Consider the following 25,370-nt stretch of genomic DNA (forward strand, 5'->3'; position numbering starts at 1 on the left):
TAAAAATATAAAAATAAAAAATGTGACAATTGAAATTGCCACATTTTGTGCTTGATTATTCTTGTTTTATTATTTTATCATATCTATTCCATATTGAGGAAATATTTTATTGAAATTATTGAATTTTTCTTTTTCGGTATTAAAAAACGCATTATCATTAGCTCTTTCAGCAATATCAATTAAACGTCTATAACGAACTAATGCGGTGTAGATTTCTCTATTAAGACTGTTTTGTTCGCTAGGGTGTAGCTTTAAGAAATAGAGTAGCTCCTCGTTGCATTTTTTGCTTAATTGGTTAAGGATGTTTCTTGCTTTGTTATTTTTACCTAATTCATAATATCCTTCTGCAAAAGGTTCAATAAAGGTATAGAAACCAAATTCATCAATTGGCATTTTTGTCATCGCTAACTCAATGATTTTTTCTGCTTTGTCATTTTTACCTTCATTAATTAATGTTTCCATTAGTCTTGAAAGATTCGTTCTATATGTAATACTGTTTTTACGAGTTTCTGGGTCATGATAAATAGTAGGGTTGCCACTATTACCCCAATCCCATTTTGTCACAATATCATACATTTTGTCAGAATCAATTAATCCCATTTCTTGAGGATTTGGTCCGCCTTTACCATTTTTACTTTTTACAGGGATTAATTTAAAGCACATTCCATCCAATTCAAGATAGTCTTTCATCCATAAATAATCGTCTTCACCAAAACTTCCTCCAGTGAAATAGATAGGTCTTTTCCAGTTATTAGTGTTGATAATGTCAAGCATCATTAATCTATTTTTGTAAAGTGCGTTCCCTTTAATTGTAAATTCAATAGTAGGAACAATAGAATCATAATATTTAGGTGAAACTACTTTGTTTTTGATAATGTTTTCTTTATCAATAGGTATAACTATTTTATTTGTTGGGAAATAATTTACAGATTGCCCGCTACGTAGTGTCATTTTTGCTCTTTCGTCTTCTAATGACAAGAATCGGATTAATTCATCAAGAGTGATAGAATCTTTTGTTCTTTCTTCAAAGAAGCTATAATCTCTATTGCTTCCTTTGTATAAGTCTCTTGACATAGAAATAGGAATAGGGTCAGATTCATACGCTTTACGTCTCATTTGGTCAATATACCAATCAGTCATAAATAGACTTGTATTTACAATCCTAATATCGGTTCTGTAGCCTTCAATTTCTTGTGCATACCAAAGAGGGAAAGTGTCATTGTCTCCAATGGTGAACAAAATTGCATTTTTTTCACAGGAGTCAAGATAAGCCTTAGCATTTGCTAATGCGGTATATTTATTTGCTCTGCTATGATCGTCCCAGTTTTGATTTGCCATTAATATTGGGGCAGCTAAAAGTGTTAGGACAAGAATTGCCGGTATAGATACTTTTGGTTTTAGGTATTTTTTCGCTCCTTCATATAGCGAATAGACACCAAAGGCAATCCACATTGCAAAAGCATAGAAAGAGCCAACAAGAGCATAATCTCTTTCTCTTGGTTCAAAGGGTCTTTCGTTAAGATATATTTTTAATGCTAAACCAGTAAATAGAAAAAGAACAAGTAATACATAAAAACTTTTAATGTCTTTCTTAGCGTGAAAAATCATTCCAATTACTGCTAAAATAAAAGGCAAGAAAAAGTAAGTATTTCTTCCTTTGTTGTTTTTCATATCGGTAGTTAAATTCTCTTGACTACCTAATCTAATTTCATCAATAAATTTAATACCACTTATCCAGTTTCCATCTAAAATGTCATATTTTCCTTGATTGTCATTTTGGCGACCAGTGAAATTCCACATTAAATACCTCCAGTACATGTAACCAAATTGATATTCAAACATAAATTTAATGTTGTTTCCGAAAGTTGGTTTGTCAACAATCAAGTAGTCGCCATAAGCTTTTAAAAATTTGTTATAATCATCTAAATCCAGTCTTCCAGAACTAAAAGCTGTTCTGAAGTTAGAAACGATATTAATAAGTTCAGGTTCGTCAGCTAATTCAGGTTTAATTCTAAAATCAAGAGGTTCGGTTAGTTGCATGTAATTTTCACTATGATCGGTGCTCCACATTCTAGGTAACAAAGCTTTGTGGTTGTCGTCTGTGTTTTGATTTGCGTTTTTGTAATTATTTGTAATTACATATTTACCACTGTTGTAATCTCTTTCGTAGTTTGGTTTTCCATCAGTATAGGGATTGTTTTCATCTAATCCTGAATAGGCTTCAGAAAATTGAGGGCCAAAAAACAAATGCTGTTCTCCGTATTGTTCTCTGTTGTAGTATGCTAAAACTTCTGCCGCATCTGAAGGTTTGTTTTCATTAATTGGAGGATTGGCATTTGCTCTAATAGGTAGCATCAACCATGAAGAAAAACCAATTAGAATAAATAATACAGAAAGGATAATGGTGTTGTAAAAAACATGACCTTTCTTCTTAGTATATTGTAGGCCGAAGTAAAAACCTGTAATTAAAATTAAAAAGGCTAAAATAGTACCAGAGTTAAATGGAAGTCCAAAAGTATTTACTAAAAATATTTCAGTTTTACCAAAAAAAGCAAGAGAGTATGGAAGTAGTAGCTTAAAGATGAATAATAAAATGGCAACAATAACCACATTTGCAATTATAAAGCTTTTAATAGTGATGTTTTCATATTTTTTAAAAAAATACAAAAAACATATAGCAGGGAAAGCTAATAAAGCCATGAAGTGGACGCCAAAAGACAATCCTATAACTAATGAAATTATTAATAACCATTTATTTCCTTTTGGAGTGTTTAAATCTTGTTCCCATCGCAATCCTAACCAAAAAAGTAAGGCAATTAGAAGTGAAGCCATGGCGTAAACTTCTGCTTCAACAGCATTAAACCAAAAGCTGTCTGAAAATGTGAAGGCTAATGAAGCAATTGCAGCACTTCCTAAAACCATTATTTGGTTGTGAAAAATGTCTTTTTCAGAATTTCCGATGATGCGTTTCATTAGAAGTGTTAATGACCAAAACATGAAAAGGATAGTGAAAGCGCTTGAAAAAACCGACATCATGTTAACCATTAAGGCTATTTTGTTCGCACTAGTTGCGAACATAGCAAAAAAAGCACCTAACATTTGATATAAAGGGGCACCTGGAGGGTGTCCTACTTCAAGATTGGCAGATGTAGCAATATATTCTCCACAATCCCAAAAGCTCATTGTAGGTTCAACGGTTAATGAATAAGTTATTAAGGCTACTGAAAAAACGATCCAGCCTATAATGGTATTCCATTTTTTGAAATTAAATGCTTTCATATTTACTATTTTGTCATTTTTCTATTTGTCTTACAAAGAAACTACTTTTTTGCAATTAGTAACAGATAAAAAATAATTTTAATATTTTTTTTAGAAAAACTTGCGAGCTAAAAAAAATGTTTTAAATTTGCACTCGCATTAAGGAAATATGTCCCATGGTGTAATGGTAACACTCCGGTTTTTGGTACCGTCATTCAAGGTTCGAGTCCTTGTGGGACAACTAGAAAAAAAGCTTCTCTATTTTTGAGAAGCTTTTTTTGTTTATTCTTGTTTGATTGACAGTTGTTTATGGTTTTGAGATTTTGTTTTTTTGTTTTTTATTGAAAAAAAATGAAGAGATTCTTTTTCAGTTAAAAAAATGTTTTAAATTTGCACTCGCATTTAAGAAATATGTCCCATGGTGTAATGGTAACACTCCGGTTTTTGGTACCGTCATTCAAGGTTCGAGTCCTTGTGGGACAACAAGTATAAAAAAACTCTCAAAATTACTTTGAGAGTTTTTTTTATACTAATTTGTTCTTTATATCTTGAAAGTAACAACAGGTCTTTTTGCGTGATTAACGAGGTCTTCGCTGATGCTTCCGTTAAAAAAATGAGCTAGTCCTTTTCTTCCATGTGTGCTCATTCCTATTAAATCTGCATCAATGCTTTTTGCAAAATGTAAAATTCCTTTTTCAACGTTTATGTCATTGTATATATGTGTTGAGAAATTGTTTATTTTAAATTCGGCAGTAAACTTATCCATTATTTTTTGAGCAACGCTTGTTGATTTGAAATTGTTTGGAGTGTTTATGTTAACAAGATAAAGGTGTGAATTAAATTTGTTTGCAAAATCTACTACTTTTTCAAAAGGTTTTTTTATCTCATCAGAAAAATCAGAAGCGAAAACAAATTTTTCTCCATTAAAATTTTCTTCTTCTCTTTTGATTACCAAAACCGGAACTTCAGAGTTTCTAACAACTTTTTCAGTATTGGATCCAATGAACATTTCTTGGAAGCCACTCGCTCCATGAGATCCCATTACAATTAAATCTGCATTCTGGCTTTTTCCACTGCTCATTATTCCTTCAAAGGCAAGTTCGAATTGGATAATTTTAGAAGTTTTAATGCCGTTAAGGTAAGGAGCGTTCATTATACTGTCTAATTTTGCTATTGCAGCATTTTTAAACAACATTAATTCGGGGATTTCGTGAGAAGTTGTTATGGCGTCACTTCCTGTTGTTGGTAATTCCAACATGTGAATAAGGATTATTTCGCTACCGTCTTTCTTTGCTATTTGTGCTGCTACTTTTAGTGCGTATTCGGCATGTTTTGAAAAATCGGTTGGAACTAAAATTTTCTTCATAATATTTTGTTTTGGGTTAGAAGTTATATATCATAAAGTTACTAAATTATATTAAGAAATACACATTTTTTTTTAATTTAAAAATATTATGTATATTTGCATCGATTATTTAGTTCGGATTTAAATAATGAGGCACGCAACGCGTGCCTCTTTTTATAAAAATATGACATTTAAAGAGAAAGTAGAAAAGTTGTTAGATGTAGCTATATTGGAGCATAATCATTTATTTTTAATTGATTTGAAAATAGATGAGGCTAACAAAATTAATGTTATTTTAGATGGAGATAATGGGGTGTGTTTGCAAGATTGTGTTGATATAAGTAGATTTGTTGAGCAGAATCTTGATAGAGAAGAGAATGATTTTTCATTAGAAGTTGCTTCGGCAGGATTATCATCGCCATTAAAGTTAGTTCGTCAATATAAAAAGAATATTGGAAGGAAGTTAAAGGTTAAAACAATTACATCAGAAGTAATAGAAGGAGAGCTTGTTTTAGCTGATGAATTAGGGATAAGTTTGGAATGGAAAGCGAGAGAGCCAAAAAAAATAGGAAAAGGGAAAGAAACAGTAGAAAAATCTGTAAATTTGCCTTATTCTGATATAAAAGAAGCGATAGTAGTAGTATTATTTTAAATAAAGAGTTGACATGGAGAATATTGCGTTAATTGAATCGTTTTCAGAATTTAAAGACGATAAACTCATTGATAGAGTTACCTTAATGGCAATTTTAGAAGATGTGTTTAGAAATGCATTGAAGAAAAAATACGGTTCAGACGATAATTTTGATATCATTATAAATCCTGATAAAGGAGATATGGAAATTTGGAGAAATAGGACTGTTGTTGAGGATGGAGAGGTAGAAGATGAGAATTCTGAAATTTCATTGTCAGAGGCCAGAAAAATAGAACCAGATTTTGAAGTTGGAGAAGATGTTTCGGAAGAAGTGAAATTATTTCAATTAGGTAGAAGAGCTATTTTAGCGTTGCGTCAAAATTTGATTTCTAAAATTCATGAACACGATAATACGAATCTTTATAAACAATTTAAAGATTTAATAGGTGATATTTATACTGCAGAAGTGCATCATGTTAGACCAAGAATGGTGGTTTTGATGGATGATGAAGGGAATGAAATTGTGTTGCCAAAGGAAAAACAAATTCCTAGTGATTATTTCAAAAAAGGAGATAATGTCAGAGGAATTATTGAAAATGTTGAATTAAAAGGGAATAAGCCTCAAATTATTATGTCAAGAACTGCTCCAGAATTTTTGGAGAAGCTTTTTGAACAAGAAATACCTGAGGTTTTTGATGGTTTAATTAATGTTAAAAAAGTAGTGAGGATCCCAGGAGAAAAAGCGAAAGTTGCTGTCGATTCTTATGATGATAGGATAGATCCAGTTGGTGCTTGTGTGGGTATGAAAGGATCAAGAATTCATGGGATTGTTCGAGAATTAGGAAATGAGAATATTGATGTTATCAATTATACTAATAATGTTCAATTATACATAACAAGAGCTTTAAGTCCTGCAAAAGTATCGTCGGTTAAAATTGACGAAGAAAACAAAAAAGCTGAAGTGTTTCTGAAAATTGAAGAAGTTTCTAAAGCAATTGGTAGGAGTGGTTATAATATTAAATTAGCAAGTTTGTTAACTGGATATGAATTAGATGTTATAAGAGAAGGGGTTGTTGAAGTTGATGATGTTGAATTAAGAGAGTTTTCAGACGAAATTGAAGCTTGGATTATCGAAGAGTTTGAAAAAATTGGTTTAGATACCGCAAGAAGTGTACTAGATCAGGATGTTGAAGATTTAGTGAGAAGGACTGATTTAGAGGAGGAAACAATATTAGACGTTGTTCGTATTTTGAAAGAAGAATTAGAAGACTAATTTTTTTTTTAAAAAATAGACAACACTGCAAAATAAAAAGAATTAGAAAAAAGATTATATGTCTGATAAAAGAGTTATAAGAATCAACAAAGTTTTAAGGGAGTTAAACATTTCTCTAGATAGAGCAGTGGACTTTTTAAAAGAAAAGCATCATGAAATTGAAGCCAGTCCAAATGCTAAAATATCTCAAGAAGAGTATGATGTCTTATGCAATCAATTTTCTGCTGATAAAGGAAAGAAAGAAGCTTCTCTTGAGGTAAGTGAAGAGAAAAAGAAAGAGAAAGAAGCACTTAAGAGAGAGCTGGAAAAAGAAGTTGAATTGAAACGTCAGCAGGAAGAAATTCAGAAACAAGAAGTAATCAAAGCAAAAGCTTCTTTGGCTGGTCCAAAGGCAGTTGGTAAAATTGACCTTAATCCTAGAAAACAACAACCAAAACTTGAGACTCCTCCAGTTGTTGAAGAAAAAGCTAAAGTGATAGCTGAAGACAAAGTAGAAAAGCCTGAGATTGTTGCAACTTCAAGACCAGAAGTTACAGAAAAAGAGGTGTCGAAAGTTGAAGTGCCAAAGGCAGAATCTTTGAAAGTAGAAAAGGTTGAAGCAGTTAAAATACAGCCGAAAGTTGAAATTCAAAAGAAAGCAATTGAGGTTAAGACTGTTGTGAAAGCTGAAGTTAAAAAAGCTGAAGTTAAAAAAGTTGAAGAGGTTCAAGAAGAAGAAATAAAGTTGAAAACCAACTATCAAAAGCTTACAGGGACAACTTTTACAGGACAGAAAATTGATCTGTCTCAGTTCGAAAAGGCAAAGAAAAAGCCAGACGATAAAAAGGAATTTAAAAAAGCGGGTCAAGGAAATCAAAACAAAAAAGATTCTGATCCAAATAAAAATAAGCGTAAGAGAATTACTAAACCTGCAGCGGGAAGCAATAATAATACAGCTCCAAATAGTACTGGAGGGGCCAAAAAAGTATTTACTAAAGATAATAGTAGATTTAATAAAGGTAAAAAAGTTGTTGTACAAAAAACAGAACCTACTGAGGAAGAAGTAAAAAATCAAATTAAAGAAACGCTTGAAAGGCTTCAAGGTAAAGGTAAAAAAGGAGCTAAATCGGCTAAATATCGTAAAGATAAGAGAGATAGTCATCGTCAACGTGTTGATGATGAGCAACAACAACAAGAATTAGAAAGCAAAATATTAAAAGTAACAGAATTTGTTACTGTTGGAGAAGTTGCTACAATGATGGACGTGCCTATTACAAAGGTTATTGGTACTTGTATGATGTTGGGTATCATGGTTACGATGAATCAACGTTTGGATGCAGAAACGTTATCGATAGTAGCGGATGAATTCGGATATGAAGTTGATTTTATAACAACAGATATTGAAGAAGCAGCAGAGGTAATTGAAGATAGACCAGAGGATTTAACTCCTAGAGCACCTATTGTTACTGTAATGGGACATGTGGATCACGGTAAGACATCTTTGTTGGATTATATTCGTAGTGCTAATGTTATTGCTGGTGAATCTGGAGGAATTACTCAGCATATTGGAGCATATGGTGTGGAGTTAGATAACGGTCAAAAAATTGCATTTTTAGATACGCCAGGTCACGAAGCATTTACTGCAATGCGTGCCCGTGGTGCTAAAGTGACAGATATTGCTATAATTGTTATAGCAGCGGATGATGATATCATGCCTCAAACAAAAGAGGCTATTAATCACGCTCAAGCAGCTGGTGTTCCAATGATTTTTGCAATTAATAAAGTTGATAAACCTACTGCCAACCCTGAAAAAATTAAGGAAAAATTAGCAGGAATGAATTTATTGGTTGAAGATTGGGGTGGTAAATATCAATCTCATGACATTTCAGCTAAAACTGGTTTAGGTGTTAAGGAGTTATTAGAAAAAGTATTATTAGAAGCAGAAATTTTAGAACTTACTGCAAATTCAAATAAGAATGCAGTTGGTACAGTTGTAGAAGCTCAGTTGGATAAAGGAAGAGGGTATGTGTCTACAATCCTAGTTCAAGCAGGAACTTTAAAAATTGGAGATTATATGTTGGCTGGAAAAAATCATGGAAAAATTAAAGCCATGTTTGATGAAAGAGGACATAATATCACGGAGGCAGGGCCTTCAACTCCAGTTTCAATATTAGGTTTAGATGGAGCACCTACAGCTGGTGATAAGTTTAATGTGTATGATGACGAAAGAGAAGCTAAGCAAATTGCGGCAAAACGTACTCAGTTGCAACGTGAGCAATCTGTAAGAACTCAAAAGCATATTACACTTGCCGAAATTGGAAGGCGTATTGCTTTAGGACAGTTTAAAGAATTGAATATTATTCTTAAAGGAGATGTTGATGGTTCTGTTGAAGCGTTGTCAGATTCGTTTTCTAAATTATCAACAGAAGAGATTCAAATCAATATTATACATAAAGGAGTTGGAGCAATTACTGAATCTGATGTGTTGTTAGCTTCTGCTTCAGATGCGATTATTATTGGTTTTAATGTTCGTCCGCAAGGAAATGCAAAACAATTGGCAGAAAAAGAAGAAATCGATATCCGTAATTATTCAATTATTTACGCTGCTATAGACGATTTGAAAGACGCAATGGAAGGAATGTTGTCTCCAGAATTAAAAGAAGAGATTACAGGTTCTGCAGAAATTCGCGAATTATTCAAAATTTCTAAGGTAGGTACAATTGCGGGTTGTATGGTTACTGATGGTAAGATCTTAAGAAATGGTCAAATTCGATTAATTAGAGATGGAGTTGTAATATATACAGGAGAATTGGTAGCTCTTAGACGTTTTAAAGATGATGTTAAAGAGGTGTCTAAAGGATACGATTGTGGAATGCAAATTAAAGGATATAATGACCTTAAAGAGTACGACGTTATTGAATGTTTCCATGAAATTGAAGTGAAGAAAAAATTAAAATAATAAAGTTTTTTAAAAAAAATCTCAAGTAAATTCTTGAGATTTTTTTATGCCTTGTTTTAAAAATAATATATCGAATATTTCTCACCAATAACATATAAGGTTAGTGTGTAGTTTTTTGTTTTATTCTGGTAAATTTAAATTTATATGTTTAGAATCATGAAGAATCTAGAGAAGAAGTTTAAGCTAATTTTTTTAAGACTTGTAATCAAAAAGTTGTAAATGTTTTTTTTTTAAGAAATTCTATCGTTTTATTACTGGTATAAAAAACAACTTTAGAAGTATCCCAATGAAACCTTTATACTTCAATGAAAGATAATTTCAAGTATAAGTTTTCAAATACCCAATGGAAAGTGAAGTTTAAATTTGTTTTTTAATGTTTGATATAGTACCTATCAAATTATCTCAAAAAAATAGTAAACCCCGTTTTTAAGGCTTTTGCTCAAAAAAACGGGGTTTAATTCAGAAGTAAGGAAGCTTTAAGTTTTTATTTTATTGATAAATTTTATTTGTGAATGTACCTTAGTAGGGTGTTTAATTTTTTTTAAAAAGTATATTTCAGTCCGCCATAGATATTTCTTCCAGGAGCGTTTATGCCTGAAGCAAAAACTCTATATTGAGTATCTAAAATATTTTCAATACCAGCAAAAAGTTTTGCGTTTTTAAAAACATCGTAACTTCCTTTTATGTTGTAGGTTTCCCATGCTGGCATTCCTCCTTCTGGAGCATATTGTTCGTTATCCTCTCCATTTGGAAAGTAATCGCTAATATCTTTTTTGCCATTGTATAGCATGTATAAATCGAATGCAAATTTTCTTTTTGCGTAACTCAAACCTAGCTTACCAAAATATGGGGAAATATGGTCCAATGGGCTTTCTTTGTCTTTTTCAACAATGCGACCATAAGTGTAATTAAAACTAGCATTAAATTGTAAAGCATCAATAATATAACCTCTTATATTTGTTGATATTCCTGTTATATATGCTTTTCCTTTGTTTTGATTTGCAAGAACTTGACTGTTAGAGCCATTATAGAAGATTGTTGATTGACCTTCGTATTCAAATGAATCTGTTACTATGGCGTCATACATGCGGGTATAAAAATAGGTGTGCTCCAATTTAAAACGTTTAGAATCTGATTGAACTACAAAGCCAATATCTCCTGTTATTGTTTTTTCAGGTGTTAAATCTTCGTTAGGAACGATAATAAAGCCATCTCCAGATTCAAAAACTTTTCCAAAATCGTCAATATTAGGAACTCTAAAACCAGAAGATATATTTGCTTTTAGAGCTACGTTTTTTGAAGTGTTTTGCACTATTCCTAAAGAGCCACTATATGTAAAGTTACCTTGATTGATTTTTGAAAAAGGTAGAGGGAAATAGGTGTCATCTGCAATAGTGCTTTTTAGTGTTGTATAGCCAATTCTAAATCCTGCACTCCAAGCTGTTTTTTGATTTGATTTCTCGTTATAAGAAAAGTATGTATCGTTTCTAAACATTGAGTTGTCACCGTTTGGATAGCGTGTATCAATACCGCTTGTTTCACCAGTTATTATGTTTTCTTTATAGGCGGATGATTTTAAATTTTCGAAATAAGATTCAAAACCATAAAACAATTCTCCTTTTGTGAATTTCTTATGTAAATCTGTACTAAAAGAGTACATATTTACATTTTCTTCTCTGTTTTGTAAATTAATGTTTCCAAAACGTCTGTTGTGTCTGCTTTCTTTAGCATTTTGATAGGCAACACTGATTTTTAGATCGCTACTTAATAATGCGTTTTCTTTGTCTAAGGTGTAGGCTGTTAATATTCTTTGCTGAGGGCCATAGAACCATTCTGAATTTTTAAAGCCAGTAGATGATGAAACGTCAGTTAATCTGTCATAACGAGGAATGTTTGATGTAGTGGAAAATTGTAGGTTAAGATTGTGTTCAAAACCTGTGTCACTTTTATAGGCTAGTTTTTGTAAGGCATTATATTGGGTGTATCCAGAGTTTTTCTGAATGTATTTGTTGCTGTTTTCAGTAACCTGATCAATTCCGTTTACAGTTGTTGTATAGAATAAACGCTCTCCAAAATAATCAGAATGTCTGTTTTTCTTTTTCCCCATTTTTAAATCACCAAAGTCGTTATATGAAAAAATTGTAAGCGATGCGAAATTGTATGTTGCATAGTTTAAATCAAAGGCGATTGATTTTTCACTATTGACACTTCCGTATCTTGTATTTAAACCTCCTGAAATGGCTTTGTTTGCTTGTGGTAAAAATTTTGCATATTTTGTAGTCATGTTTACTGTTCCTCCCAGGGCATCACTGCCAAAGATGGTAGAAGTAGGTCCGTAAAAAATATCTACATTTTCCAATAGGTTTTCATCAACAGTAATGGCATTTTGAAGATGTCCAGTTCTGAAAATTAAATTATTCATTCGAAATCCATCTACTAAAAGTAAAACACGACTAGCTTCAAATCCTCTAATAGCAGGACTACCTCCACCTTGTTGTGATTTTTGAACAAATAGTGATCCTGAATTTGAGAGCATTTCAGCTGTGGATTGATAATTTTGAAATTCAATTTGCTTACTGCTTATTGACTCTACTTGATTTGGAAGTATTTTTTTGTTTTTTGGAATTTTGTTAGAAGTAACAATGACTTCTTCTAAACTTGTTGTTTTTGTGGAGTCTTTTTTTATTTGACTATAGCCTAAAAGGCCAATTAAAAAGAGTGTAATTACGAGTCTTTTTTTCATTTTATTAAAATTGAATTGTGCAAAAAATGAATCAACCCTTTCGGATTGTGATAAACGTGGCTAAAGTATGTTTTTTTTTAATAACTCTTTCTTTAGTTTCAAGAATTAATTTGTTTTGTTTGGTAAAAAATAAATCTCGCTTTTGCGTTAAAGCGAGATTTATAGAATGAAATAAAATAAAGTAAATGATTTTGTAAGTTCTTATTTTTTATGATGTTTTAATTAAAAGTGCACTAGGGTATTTCTTTTTTATTTCTACTAAATTTCTTTCAGCATGTATTCTTAACTTGTAATTTCCAACCCAAACCTTATAGGTAGGATTGGTGTATGAAATTGTTGCTTCAATTTCTTTAAATTCTTTTTTAAAAGAGATTAAATTTCTTTTGGCACTTTCCTTATCTCCATAAAAAATTTGAATTTTGTAGTTTCCATCAATATTAATATCGCTATTAATTTGACGTTTTTGTTTTAATAACTTTTCAAATCTAGGGTCTTGTTCTACTGTTGTTTTGGTTTCTTGTGAAAAAGTTTTTGTTGTAAAAAGTAGACCGAAAATAGTCAATGATAAAATGTTTTTAATGGCTAAAATTCTCATAATGAATAAAATTTAAAGCAAAAATACAATTAATTAGATAAAATGAAACGGCTTGTTTTATTTAGAATAAATATAAATTACATTTTAAGATAATATTAAGGTTTTCAGAATAGTTCTAATATCGTATTTTTGTCGGAGTTTAAAATAAAGTATGATTCTTTTTGTGTTAAAGCACAGCCAAAATCATACCAAATTTACTAGATAATCATTAACTAAATATGAAAAAGGTGGGTAACCATAAATCGTTTTCAAGGATTTTCTTCAGCTTAGCTTTAACGCTATCTTTTTCTTTATCTGTGTTTTCACAGGATGCTGCGGCAGAAGCTCCAGCTCCAACAGGTGCTGATCCTGTTAAAGGTAAAGAATTGTTTAACACAAATTGTGCGGCTTGTCATCATCTAGACAAGGCAATGACGGGGCCAGCATTGAGAGGTGTTGCGGATAAGTATGATAAAGATTTCCTTTACAAGTGGATTAGAAATAACACAGAGCTTATTAAAGCAGGTGATGCCACAGCGTTAAAAATTTACAATGATAATGGTCAAAAAGCAATGACTATTTTTCCAGCTTTATCAGATGGGGATATTGAAAATATTTTAGCGTATACATCTGAGCCAAAAGTTGAAATAGTACCGCTTCCAGGTGGTTCTGAAACTTCAAAAGTTACAAATGATTCAGGTATTTCAAACAACATTATTCTAGGTGCTTTATCATTAGTTTTATTAATGTTAATTGTTATGTTGTTCTTGGTAAACAACGTATTAAGTAAGATTGCAAAAGCAAATGGTATAGCGGTTCCAGAGGATAAAAAGTCATTGCCAATTTGGAAAGCGTTTATTAAAAATCAATTCTTGTTGGTGGTAAGTGCTATTTTATTCTTGTTGTTTGCGGCTTATTTTGCTTATGGTTATTTAATGCAAGTAGGTGTAGATCAGGGTTATGAGCCAATTCAGCCGATACATTATTCACATAGAATACATGCTGGTGATAATGGTATAGATTGTAAATATTGTCACTCTGCAGCTAGAGTAGGTAAACATTCAAATATACCATCGCTAAATGTTTGTATGAACTGTCATAAGAATATTAGTTCTGTTGCAGATGAAACGTTGGCTGAAGGAAAAGAATATGGGGTTAATTATAATGATGAGATCCAAAAGTTATATGACGCTGTAGGTTGGGATAAAGAAAATCAAAAATACACTGGTAAAACAGCTCCTGTTAAATGGATAAGAATACATAATTTGCCAGATTTTGTTTATTTTAATCACTCACAACACGTTTCTGTTGCAGGAGTTGAATGTCAAACATGTCATGGTCCTGTTGAAGAAATGGAAATCATGAAGCAACATTCTTCATTAACTATGGGTTGGTGTGTTAACTGTCATAGAGAGACAAATGTGAAAGTTGAGGACAATGCATACTACACAAAAATTCATGAAGAGCTTTCTAAGAAGTATGGTGTTAAGCAATTAACAGCTGCTCAAATGGGAGGTTTAGAATGTGGTAAATGTCACTATTAATAAATAAAAATTAAGAAGCTAATATCAATATACAATATGGCATCAAACAAAAAATACTGGAAAAGTGTTGAAGAGCTAAACGAAAATAGCTCTATTGTTGAGACGCTAAGAAACAACGAGTTTGTAGAACAGATTCCTGTTGGTGAGTTTTTAGGAAACGAAGAAAGCCTATCTAACTCTGCTACTTCTCGTCGTGACTTTTTAAAATATGTAGGATTTAGTACTGCAGCTGCTTCGCTTGCTGCTTGTGAAGGTCCTGTTGTGAAATCTATTCCTTATGTAGTACAACCAGAAGAAATTGTTCCTGGAGTAGCAGATTTTTACGCTACAACTATTGCAGATGGTTTTGATTTTGCTAATATTCTCATCAAAACACGTGAAGGTCGTCCGATTAAAGTTGAAAATAATAATTTAGAAGGATCAAATACGGGCGCTAATGCAAGGGTGCATGCATCTGTACTTTCTTTATATGATAGTTTACGTTTAAAACAGCCTAAAATTGCAGGAAAGCCTGCAAGTTGGTCTGAAGTAAATGCTAAAGTTAAGGCAAGTTTAGAAGATGCTAATGCAAAAGGAGCTTCTGTTGTTATATTGACAAATACTTTAGCAAGTCCTTCTACAGAAGCTTTAATTTCTGAGTTAAAAGTAAAATATCCTACAGTTAAACATGTTGTATATGATGCTGTTTCTGATTCAAATGCATTAGATGCTTTCGAAGCTGTTTATGGAGTTAGAGCATTAGCAAATTATGATTTTTCTAAAGCAGATGTAATTGTTTCCATTGGGGCGGACATTCTAGGTGATTGGCAAGGTGGAGGTTATGATGCAGGATATGCAAAAGGAAGGATTCCTAAGCAAGGGAAAATGTCTAAGCATATTCAATTAGAAGCGAATATGTCTTTAGCTGGAGCAAATGCTGATAAAAGAATACCAATGACTATTGCACAACAAAAGTTGGCTTTAGTTAAAATATATAAAGCAATAACTGGTGCTGCTATTTCTGATGTTAAGGTTGAAAAAGAAGTAGAGTTAAATAAGGTTATTGAGCAATTAAAATCTGCAAAAGGTAAAGGAGTTTTAGTTACAGGTTTAGACGATGTTGATGCTCAAATGTTAGTGTTGGCAATTAATAGTGCTATTGCATCGGAAGCTTTTAATCCAAATAATGCTAAGTTAACTAGAAAAGGTAGTAACAAAGAAGTTGCCCAATTAGTTGAAGAAATGAAAGCTGGTAGTGTTCATACATTAATTATGAACGGTGTAAATCCAGTATATACATTGCCAAATTCTAAAGATTTTTCAGAAGCGTTAAAGAAAGTAAAATTATCTGTTGCATTTTCTATGAAAGAAGATGAAACTGCCAAAGTTACTACTATTGCAGCTGCAGCACCTCACTATTTAGAATCTTGGGGAGATGTTACAATCGTTAGAGGTCATTATAGTGTAATGCAGCCAACGATACGACCATTGTTTGATACAAAACAATTTCAAGATGCATTGTTAACATGGTCTGAAAATAGTTCTAACTATTATGACTACTTAAAAACCTTTTCTTCGACTCAAGTTGTTGGTAAGTCTTGGAATCAAATAGTTCATGATGGTTTTGCGGTTTCAGAAATTCTTCCTTTGACAGTAAATGGTGATGCGGCTTATTCTGCTAGTGCAAATAAATTGGCACAGGCTAAAGCTGTAGATATGGAATTAGTATTGTATACTAAAACAGGTCTAGGAGATGGTCAACAAGCAAATAACCCTTGGTTACAAGAGTTTCCAGATCCAATAACAAGAGTGTCTTGGGATAATTATGTTACAATTTCTAAAGCTGATGCTGATAGATTATCGTTGAAAAACTGGAATGTTGCAAACGGAGGTATGAATGGTAGTTATGCAACTTTAAAGGTTGGCGATGCTACTTTAGTTAAAGTTCCTGTTTTGGTTCAGCCTGGACAAGCAAAAGGAACAATTGGTCTTGCATTCGGATACGGAAAAGTTGAAGGAATGAAGGAGGAAATGAAAGTGGGGGTTAATGCTTATACTTTGTATAGTAATTTAAATGCAAATCAAACAGTAAAAATTACTAAAGAAGAAGGTGAACATGAGTTTGCATGTGTTCAATTACAAAAAACATTAATGGGTCGTGGAGATATTATTAAAGAAACGACTCTTGATATATTTAAGAATAACGATCCTAAAGAATGGAATCCAGTTCCTATGGTTTCTTTGGATCATAAACCAACAGCAGCAACAGAAGTAGATTTATGGACATCTTTTGATAGATCTACAGGGCATCATTTTAATTTGTCAATTGATTTAAATGCGTGTACAGGTTGTGGAGCATGTGTAATAGCGTGTCATGCTGAAAATAATGTACCTGTAGTGGGTAAATCTGAAGTGAGAAGAAGTAGAGATATGCATTGGTTGCGTATTGATAGATATTATTCTTCGAAAGAAACTTTTGATGCTGATGTTGAATTAAAAGAAGCGACTTCAGGATTAATGAATTCAATTAATACATTAGGGGCGATGGAAGACCCATCCGAAAATCCTCAAGTAGCATTCCAACCAGTAATGTGTCAACACTGTAATCATGCTCCTTGTGAGACGGTTTGTCCAGTTGCTGCAACATCACATGGTAGAGAAGGACAAAATCACATGGCATATAATCGTTGTGTGGGTACTCGTTATTGTGCAAATAACTGTCCTTATAAAGTAAGACGTTTTAACTGGTTCTTATATAACAAAAATTCTGAGTTTGATTATCATATGAATGATGACTTAGGTCGTATGGTATTGAATCCAGATGTAAATGTACGTTCTCGCGGAGTAATGGAAAAATGTTCAATGTGTATTCAGATGACGCAAGCAACAAAACTTAAAGCAAAACGCGAAGGTAGATTAGTTAAAGATGGTGAGTTTCAAACTGCATGTTCCGCTGCTTGTACAAGTGGAGCTATGATTTTTGGAGATGTTAATGATAAAGAAAGTCAAGTTGCTAAGCTAGCAGAAGACGACAGAATGTATCATTTACTAGAGCACATTGGTACAAAACCTAATGTATTCTATCATGTTAAAGTTAGAAATGTTAAATAAGTATTAATTTAAGAAACAATATAAAGGATTATGTCGTCTCATTACGAAGCACCCATTAGAAAACCTTTAGTAGTAGGAAATAAATCTTACCACGATGTTACTGTAGATGTAGCTAAACCTGTTGAAGGTAGAGCGAATAAACAATGGTGGATTGTATTTTCAATTGCCTTAACAGCATTCCTATATGGATTGGGCTGCATGATTTATACAATATCTACAGGTATTGGTACATGGGGATTAAATAAAACTGTTGGATGGGCGTGGGATATTACCAATTTCGTTTGGTGGGTAGGTATCGGTCACGCTGGAACTTTAATCTCTGCTGTATTATTATTATTCCGTCAAAAATGGAGAATGGCAATTAACCGTTCTGCAGAAGCAATGACAATTTTCTCTGTAATGCAAGCTGGTTTATTCCCAATTATTCACATGGGTCGTCCATGGTTAGGTTATTGGGTATTGCCAATTCCTAATCAGTTTGGTTCATTATGGGTAAATTTTAACTCCCCATTACTTTGGGATGTATTTGCAATTTCAACGTATTTATCAGTTTCATTAGTTTTCTGGTGGACAGGTTTATTACCAGATTTTGCAATGCTAAGAGATAGAGCAATTACACCATTCACAAAAAAAATATATTCTACATTGTCTTTTGGTTGGAGTGGAAGAGCAAAAGATTGGCAACGTTTTGAAGAAGTTTCACTTGTTTTAGCAGGTTTAGCAACACCACTTGTACTTTCCGTTCATACTATTGTATCTTTCGACTTTGCTACTTCAGTAATTCCAGGTTGGCATACAACAATTTTACCTCCATACTTCGTGGCTGGTGCTATTTTCTCTGGTTTTGCTATGGTGAATACTTTGCTTATTATCATGAGAAAAGTGTCTAACTTAGAAGATTATATTACTATTCAACATATTGAATTAATGAATATTGTAATCATGATTACAGGTTCTATAGTTGGGTGTGCATATATTACAGAGCTGTTTATTGCTTGGTATTCTGGAGTTGAATATGAACAATATGCTTTTTTAAACAGGGCGACTGGACCTTATTGGTGGTCATATTGGTTGATGATGTTATGTAATGTTATATCGCCTCAAGTTATGTGGTCTAAGAAAGTGCGAACTAGTATTATGGCTTCATTTATTATATCCATAGTTGTAAATATTGGAATGTGGTTTGAACGTTTTGTAATTATTGTTACTTCTTTACATAGAGATTATTTACCATCTTCTTGGACAATGTTCCAGCCTACTTTTGTAGATGCAGGAATTTTTATAGGGACAATAGGTTTCTTCTTTGTATTATTCTTATTATATTCTAGAAGTTTCCCAGTTATAGCTCAAGCAGAGGTAAAAACTATTTTGAAATCGTCTGGTGACAATTACAAAAGAGAGAGAGAATCAAAAGATCATAATCATTCAGACAATCATTAATATCATGAGTAATAAAGTTATACACGCTATATATAATGATGATGATGTTTTAATGGACGCTGTAAAGCAAACAAGAGCAGCACATCATCATATTGAAGAAGTTTATACACCTTTTCCAGTGCATGGTTTAGATAAAGCAATGGGATTAGCTCCAACAAGAATTGCTATAGCTTCGTTTTTATATGGTTTAGTAGGAATATCAGTTGCTACTGCGATGATGAGATTTATCATGATTGTAGATTGGCCACAGGATATTGGAGGTAAGCCAAGTTTTAGTTATTTAGAAAATATGCCTGCATTTGTACCAATTATGTTTGAGTTAACGGTATTTTTTGCAGCTCACTTAATGGTTATTACTTTTTATATGAGAAGTAAATTATGGCCATTTAAAAAGGCTGAAAACCCAGATGTAAGAACTACGGATGACCATTTTTTGATGGAAGTTGGAGTTCATGGAGATGAAGAAGAATTAATTTCATTCTTCAAATCTACAGGGGCTGTTGAAGTTAAAGTAATAGAAAAGCATTAATAGGAGATATGAAAAGCTTATATAAAATAGTAACAGTAGTAGGTTTGTCAATTATGGCCACGTCATGTTTTGATAAATCGAAGCCGAACTACCAGTTTTTTCCAAACATGTATGAAGCAGTTCCTTATGAAACGTATTCAGAACATGAGATATTTAAAGATGGAAAAGAAGGACAAATTCCAGCTGAAGGTTCTATAAAAAGAGGTTTTGTGCCATATGAAATTCCTAATACGAATGAGGGTTATATTTTGGCAAAAGAAACATTAAAGTCTCCATTAGATTCAATTTCAATTAATCCTGAAAAAGGGAAAGAGATGTTTAATATTTACTGTGCAATCTGTCATGGTGAAAAAGGAGATGGAAAAGGAACACTTGTTAAAAGAGAAAAATTCTTAGGAGTTCCTAGCTATAAAGATAGAGAAATAACTGAAGGGAGTATTTATCACGTAATAACTTATGGATTAAATTCTATGGGTTCACATGCTAATCAATTATCACAAGAAGAGAGATGGCAAGTTACAGATTATGTTTTAAAACTTAAATCAGAATTATAATTGTAAAACACTTTTTTGAAAATCATTAATATGTATACGTTTTCAAGTAAATTAAAAGCTTTTTCATTAGCCTTAATGGTTATAGGAATCATTGGGATTGGTATCGGTTTTATGACTGTGCCTAGCAAAGAAAAAGTTGAAGAAATGTTAGAACATGGTGATGGTCATCATGGTAGTGAAATGTCTCATGACGCTCATGATGTGCATACAGAAAATATTGTGGCACACGAAGGTCATAAAAAAGGAGATATTCACGCTAATAAAGAGCATGATGCACATGTAGAGCATGTATTGCACCAGCAACAAAACAAACCATGGTCTGCATTTTATGTAGCTTGTATCTTTTTTATGTTGTTAAGTGTGGGTGTTTTAGCTTTCTATGCAATTCAACAAGCAGCTCAAGCTGGTTGGTCACCTATATTATTTAGAGTTATGGAAGGTATAACTGGTTATTTGTTACCTGGTTCTATTATATTTTTCCTTGTCTTGGTTGCATCTGGTTTTCATTTGAATCATATTTTTGTTTGGATGGATAAAGATGTTGTAGCTTCGGATCATTTATTACAAGCTAAACAAGGATATTTGAATGTTCCATTTTTCTTAATAAGAGCAGCAATATTTTTAGCAGGTTGGAATATCTATAGATTCGTTTCTAGGAAAAATTCTATTGCTCAAGATAATGCCACTGATAACACTTTTTATAAGAAAAACTTTAAGTGGGCAGCTGGTTTTCTAGTTTTCTTTATTGTTTCTGAGTCTATTATGTCTTGGGATTGGATTATGTCTGTTGATCCTCACTGGTATAGTACGTTATTTGGATGGTATGTTTTTGCTAGCTTCTTTGTTAGTGGTATTACTGCAATTGCTTTAATAACATTATATTTAAAATCTAAAGGATATTTACCTGATGTAAATACAAGTCATATACATGATTTAGCTAAGTTTATGTTTGGAATTAGTATTTTTTGGACTTACCTATGGTTTTCTCAGTTTATGTTAATTTGGTATTCTGATATTCCTGAAGAAGTAACTTATTTTGTAACGAGAATAGAGAATTATAAATTACCATTTTTCGGAATGTTGGCTATGAACTTTTTATTCCCTTTATTGATCTTAATAAATACTGATTTCAAACGTTTATCTTGGGTAGTTGTTATGGCTGGGATTGTTATTTTATTCGGACATTATATTGATTTCTATAATATGATTATGCCTGCTACAGTCGGTGACCAATGGTTTATCGGGTATGCAGAGTTAGGATCAATTGCTTTTTTCCTTGGTTTGTTTATATTTGTAGTGTTTACTACCTTGACAAAAGCTCCTTTAGAAGCAAAAGGGAACCCTTTAATGGGAGAAAGCAAACATTTTCATTATTAATATTTAAAGTAATAAACAAATGACAAGTTTATTGGTATTCTTAGTTTTAGTTTTAATTGGAATTGCTATTTGGCAATTAACTAAAATTTTTGATTTAACTCAAGTAGGTGCAGATTCAGAAAATTCTGAAATTGCAAATGATAAAGATAATACAGTTAATGGCTATTTAATGTTTGCCTTCGTTGGGTTTATTTACATATTTACAATATATTCTGTTGTAAAGTGGGGAGACTTAGTTTTAGGCACTCCTGCTTCAGAACATGGGTCTGATGTTGATAACCTAATGAATATTTCACTCGCATTAATATTCTTTGTACAAACTATTACGCAGTTTTTATTGCATTTCTTTACTTTTAAATATAGAGGTAAAAAAGGGCAAAAAGCATTATATTTTGCAGATAATAACAAGTTAGAAGCTATTTGGACTATTATTCCAGTTATTGTTTTGGCAGGTTTAATTCTTTATGGATTATATACTTGGAATCAGATTATGTATTATGAAGAAGAGGAAGATGTAATCTTTGTAGAGTTATATGCAAAACAATTTGGTTGGGAAGCTAGATATGCTGGAGAAGACAATACTCTTGGAAAAGCTAATGTTAGATATATTGAAGGTGTTAATACTTTAGGTGTAGATTTATCAGATCCAGCTGCACAAGATGACAAAGTAGTTACTGAATTGCATTTGCCAAAAGGTAAAAAAGTGGTTTTCAAGATGCGTTCACAAGATGTATTGCACTCTGCTTATATGCCTCATTTTAGAGCACAAATGAATTGTGTACCTGGAATGGTTACTCAGTTTGCTTTTATTCCTACACTTACAACTGTAGAAATGAGAGAAGACGAAGCTATCAAATTTAAAGTTGATAAGATTAACAAGATTAGAGCTAAGAAGAGTCTTGAAATGGTTGCTAAAGGTGAAGAAGCTTTAGAGCCTTATACATTTGATTATTTATTGTTATGTAATAAAATTTGTGGTGCATCACACTATAATATGCAAATGAAAATTGTAGTAGATACACCTGAAGATTTCAAAAAGTGGTTGAGTGAAAAACCAACTTTGTCTTCTCAATGGAAAGAAGCAAATGCTCCTGCACCAGTTGCTCCCACTCAAGAAGCAGACGAACCTGTTGTAGATACTACTAAGGTTTTAGCTCAAGTTATAAAATAGATTTTAAGATATATAAAATAGTACAAGATTATGTCAGCACACGAACACGGTCATCATAAAGAAACATTTATAACTAAATATATATTTAGTTTAGATCACAAGATGATTGCAAAGCAATACCTTATAACAGGTTTATTAATGGGAATTATAGGTGTTTTATTATCTATTTTCTTCCGTATGCAAATTGCTTGGCCAGAAGAGTCTTTTGGTTTATTTAAATTTTTCTTAGGAGAAAATTTTGCACCTAATGGTGTAATGAAAAATGATATCTATTTAGCTTTAGTTACAATACATGGTACTATAATGGTATTCTTTGTATTAACGGCTGGTTTAAGTGGTACTTTTAGTAACTTACTTATTCCATTGCAAATTGGAGCTAGAGATATGGCTTCTGGATTCATGAATATGTTATCTTATTGGTTGTTTTTCTTGTCTTCAGTAATCATGGTGGCGTCTTTGTTCATCGAATCTGGTCCAGCATCAGCAGGTTGGACGATTTATCCTCCTTTAAGTGCTTTACCTGAGGCAATACCTGGTTCAGGCTTAGGAATGACATTATGGTTAGTTTCTATGGCTATATTCATTGCTTCTTCTTTAATGGGATCGTTGAATTATGTTGTAACAGTTATTAACTTGAGAACAAAAGGAATGACAATGACGAGATTACCATTAACGGTATGGGCTTTCTTTGTTACAGCTATTATTGGTATTGTTTCTTTCCCTGTATTATTTTCTGCTGCATTGTTATTGATTTTTGATAGAAGTTTTGGAACTTCATTCTTCTTGTCTGATATTTTTATTCAAGGTGAAGTTTTACATTACCAAGGTGGTTCTCCAGTATTGTTTGAGCACTTGTTTTGGTTCCTAGGACATCCTGAAGTTTATATTGTATTACTTCCAGCATTAGGTATTACTTCTGAAATTATTGCTACAAACTCTAGAAAACCAATTTTTGGTTATAGAGCGATGATTATGTCAATTCTTGCAATTGCATTTTTATCTACAATAGTATGGGGTCACCATATGTTTATTTCAGGTATGAATCCTTTCTTAGGTTCAGTATTTACTTTTACAACTTTATTAATTGCTATACCTTCTGCGGTTAAAGCGTTTAATTATATTACTACGTTGTGGAAAGGTAACTTGCAATTAAATCCTGCAATGTTATTCTCTATTGGTTTAGTTTCTACTTTCATTACAGGAGGTTTAACTGGAATTATTCTTGGGGATAGCACATTAGATATTAATGTTCACGATACTTATTTCGTTGTAGCGCACTTTCACTTAGTAATGGGTATTTCTGCACTTTATGGTTTCTTTGCAGGTGTTTATCATTGGTTCCCTAAAATGTTTGGTAAAATGATGAATAAAACATTAGGTTATGTTCATTTCTGGGTTACAGCTGTTTGTGCTTATGGGGTTTTCTTCCCAATGCACTTCATCGGGATGGCTGGTTTACCAAGACGTTATTATACAAATTCAGCATTCCCATTGTTTGATGAATTAGCAGATGTTAACGTTTTAATCACAATATTTGCTATCGTAGGAGCTGCTTTTCAAATAGTTTTCTTCTGGAACTTCTTTTATAGTATGTTCTATGGCAAGAAAGCACCTCAAAATCCATGGAGATCTAATACGTTAGAATGGACAACACCAGTGGAGCATATTCATGGAAACTGGCCTGGTGAAATTCCAGAAGTACACCGTTGGGCATACGATTACAGTAAACCTGGTCATGATGAAGACTTTGTGCTTCAAACTGTACCGATGAAAGACGGAGAAGAAGAATTACATCATTAAGATGATTTAAAATAGTACATTAAAACCTTTCCATGTTGGAAAGGTTTTTTGTTTTTACTTTGTTTATCTTTGTTCCTATGAATGAAAATTTAGATCCTAATAAAGAAAGATATACTTCCCAAGATTTAGATATTGAGAAGGCATTGCGTCCGCTAAGTTTTGACGACTTTGCAGGGCAAGACCATGTATTAGAAAACCTTAAAGTATTTGTTAAAGCTGCTAATCAAAGAGGGGAAGCACTTGATCATTCATTGTTTCATGGCCCCCCAGGCTTAGGAAAAACTACATTAGCTAATATTTTAGCAAATGAATTAGGTGTAGGGATTAAAATCACTTCAGGTCCTGTCTTAGATAAGCCAGGTGATTTAGCTGGTTTGCTTACTAATTTGGAAGAAAGAGATGTGCTTTTTATTGATGAGATTCATCGTCTCAGTCCAATTGTTGAAGAGTATTTATACTCTGCAATGGAAGATTATAAAATAGATATAATGATTGAAAGTGGTCCGAACGCTAGAACTGTTCAAATTCATCTGAACCCTTTTACTTTAGTTGGAGCAACAACCCGTTCAGGGCTATTAACTGCTCCAATGCGTGCTCGTTTTGGAATACAAAGTAGATTACAATATTATAATACAGAATTATTAGCAACAATTATAGAGCGAAGCGCTTCTATTTTGAAAGTTGAAATAGATTTGGAGGCAGCTATTGAAATTGCAGGAAGAAGTAGAGGAACTCCACGTATTGCTAATGCCTTATTAAGACGTGTGCGAGATTTTGCACAAATAAAAGGGAATGGTAGAATTGATTTAGAGATTACTCGTTATGCATTAAAGGCGTTAAATGTTGATGCAAATGGATTGGATGAAATGGATAATAAAATTCTTTTAACTATAATAGATAAGTTTAAAGGAGGGCCTGTTGGTTTAACTACTTTAGCTACCGCAGTTTCTGAAAATGGAGAGACAATCGAAGAAGTTTATGAACCTTTCTTAATTCAAGAAGGTTTTATTATGAGAACACCAAGAGGTAGAGAAGTGACCGAAAAAGCATACAAACATTTAGGTAAGGTTAAAAATAATATTCAAGGAGGCTTATTTTAAATG

At 32.5% G+C, this 25,370-nt stretch carries 16 protein-coding genes and 2 tRNA genes; 14 read left to right on the top strand and 4 right to left on the bottom strand.

Translation table 11 applies throughout. From position 1 onward, the window contains the following. Window positions 1–69 precede the first annotated feature (69 nt). Complete coding sequence (locus ACZ49Z_RS09115) at window positions 70–3,279, bottom strand: glycosyltransferase family 117 protein (protein ID WP_464307860.1); 3,210 nt, start codon at window positions 3,277–3,279, stop codon at window positions 70–72. Between the two features lie 149 nt (window positions 3,280–3,428). On the opposite strand from ACZ49Z_RS09115, the gene ACZ49Z_RS09120 reads away from it, so the two are divergent. Both ACZ49Z_RS09120 and ACZ49Z_RS09125 read left to right on the top strand, forming a co-directional pair. After that, window positions 3,429–3,499 (top strand) — tRNA-Gln (locus ACZ49Z_RS09120). Between the two features lie 171 nt (window positions 3,500–3,670). Then, window positions 3,671–3,741, top strand: a tRNA-Gln gene (locus ACZ49Z_RS09125). A gap of 58 nt (window positions 3,742–3,799) precedes the next feature. Here the strand turns inward: ACZ49Z_RS09125 and ACZ49Z_RS09130 are convergent. Further along, window positions 3,800–4,624, bottom strand: coding sequence for a universal stress protein (locus ACZ49Z_RS09130; RefSeq protein WP_464307861.1), 825 nt, complete (start codon window positions 4,622–4,624; stop codon window positions 3,800–3,802). A 163-nt stretch (window positions 4,625–4,787) separates the two neighbouring features. Here ACZ49Z_RS09130 and rimP point away from each other — a divergent pair, with 163 nt between their 5' ends. The 3 genes from rimP to infB are packed head-to-tail and all read left to right on the top strand — an operon-like array spanning window position 4,788 to window position 9,445. Further along, window positions 4,788–5,255, top strand: coding sequence for a ribosome assembly cofactor RimP (gene rimP, locus ACZ49Z_RS09135; protein ID WP_464308059.1), 468 nt, complete (start codon window positions 4,788–4,790; stop codon window positions 5,253–5,255). A 13-nt stretch (window positions 5,256–5,268) separates the two neighbouring features. After that, complete coding sequence (gene nusA, locus ACZ49Z_RS09140) at window positions 5,269–6,507, top strand: transcription termination factor NusA (RefSeq protein WP_464307862.1); 1,239 nt, start codon at window positions 5,269–5,271, stop codon at window positions 6,505–6,507. Window positions 6,508–6,565: 58 nt separating this feature from the next. Beyond that, window positions 6,566–9,445, top strand: a complete 2,880-nt coding sequence (gene infB / locus ACZ49Z_RS09145) for a translation initiation factor IF-2 (RefSeq protein ID WP_464307863.1) — start codon at window positions 6,566–6,568, stop codon at window positions 9,443–9,445. 541 nt (window positions 9,446–9,986) lie between these two features. On the opposite strand, the gene ACZ49Z_RS09150 is transcribed toward infB, so the two are convergent. Both ACZ49Z_RS09150 and ACZ49Z_RS09155 read right to left on the bottom strand, forming a co-directional pair. Next, window positions 9,987–12,188, bottom strand: a complete 2,202-nt coding sequence (locus tag ACZ49Z_RS09150) for a TonB-dependent receptor plug domain-containing protein (RefSeq protein WP_464307864.1) — start codon at window positions 12,186–12,188, stop codon at window positions 9,987–9,989. A 208-nt stretch (window positions 12,189–12,396) separates the two neighbouring features. Beyond that, complete coding sequence (locus ACZ49Z_RS09155; RefSeq protein WP_464307865.1) at window positions 12,397–12,783, bottom strand: SPOR domain-containing protein; 387 nt, start codon at window positions 12,781–12,783, stop codon at window positions 12,397–12,399. Between the two features lie 218 nt (window positions 12,784–13,001). Here ACZ49Z_RS09155 and ACZ49Z_RS09160 point away from each other — a divergent pair, with 218 nt between their 5' ends. The 9 genes from ACZ49Z_RS09160 (at window position 13,002) to ruvB (ending at window position 25,367) form a co-directional block, all read left to right on the top strand. Continuing rightward, window positions 13,002–14,306 (top strand): cytochrome c3 family protein, encoded by a 1,305-nt coding sequence (locus tag ACZ49Z_RS09160; protein ID WP_464307866.1) that lies wholly within the window; start codon window positions 13,002–13,004, stop codon window positions 14,304–14,306. A gap of 36 nt (window positions 14,307–14,342) precedes the next feature. Further along, on the top strand, window positions 14,343–17,396 hold the full coding sequence (locus tag ACZ49Z_RS09165) for a TAT-variant-translocated molybdopterin oxidoreductase (RefSeq protein ID WP_464307867.1): 3,054 nt from the start codon (window positions 14,343–14,345) through the stop codon (window positions 17,394–17,396). Window positions 17,397–17,426: 30 nt separating this feature from the next. Continuing rightward, a complete protein-coding gene (gene nrfD / locus ACZ49Z_RS09170; RefSeq protein WP_464307868.1) occupies window positions 17,427–18,836 on the top strand; it encodes an NrfD/PsrC family molybdoenzyme membrane anchor subunit in 1,410 nt (469 codons plus the stop codon). Window positions 18,837–18,840: 4 nt separating this feature from the next. Then, on the top strand, window positions 18,841–19,365 hold the full coding sequence (locus ACZ49Z_RS09175; protein WP_464307869.1) for a DUF3341 domain-containing protein: 525 nt from the start codon (window positions 18,841–18,843) through the stop codon (window positions 19,363–19,365). An 8-nt stretch (window positions 19,366–19,373) separates the two neighbouring features. After that, complete coding sequence (locus ACZ49Z_RS09180) at window positions 19,374–19,919, top strand: c-type cytochrome (protein WP_464307870.1); 546 nt, start codon at window positions 19,374–19,376, stop codon at window positions 19,917–19,919. A gap of 30 nt (window positions 19,920–19,949) precedes the next feature. Continuing rightward, window positions 19,950–21,296: a quinol:cytochrome C oxidoreductase gene (locus tag ACZ49Z_RS09185; protein ID WP_464307871.1), complete on the top strand. Its 1,347-nt coding sequence runs from the start codon at window positions 19,950–19,952 to the stop codon at window positions 21,294–21,296. Between the two features lie 19 nt (window positions 21,297–21,315). Further along, window positions 21,316–22,467, top strand: coding sequence for a cytochrome c oxidase subunit II (locus ACZ49Z_RS09190; protein ID WP_464307872.1), 1,152 nt, complete (start codon window positions 21,316–21,318; stop codon window positions 22,465–22,467). Between the two features lie 30 nt (window positions 22,468–22,497). Further along, window positions 22,498–24,267: a cytochrome c oxidase subunit I gene (locus ACZ49Z_RS09195; protein WP_464307873.1), complete on the top strand. Its 1,770-nt coding sequence runs from the start codon at window positions 22,498–22,500 to the stop codon at window positions 24,265–24,267. A 77-nt stretch (window positions 24,268–24,344) separates the two neighbouring features. Beyond that, window positions 24,345–25,367 (top strand): Holliday junction branch migration DNA helicase RuvB, encoded by a 1,023-nt coding sequence (gene ruvB, locus ACZ49Z_RS09200; protein WP_464307874.1) that lies wholly within the window; start codon window positions 24,345–24,347, stop codon window positions 25,365–25,367. Window positions 25,368–25,370 lie beyond the last annotated feature (3 nt).

It is taken from the genome of Flavobacterium sp. KY-23415 (assembly GCF_055384985.1).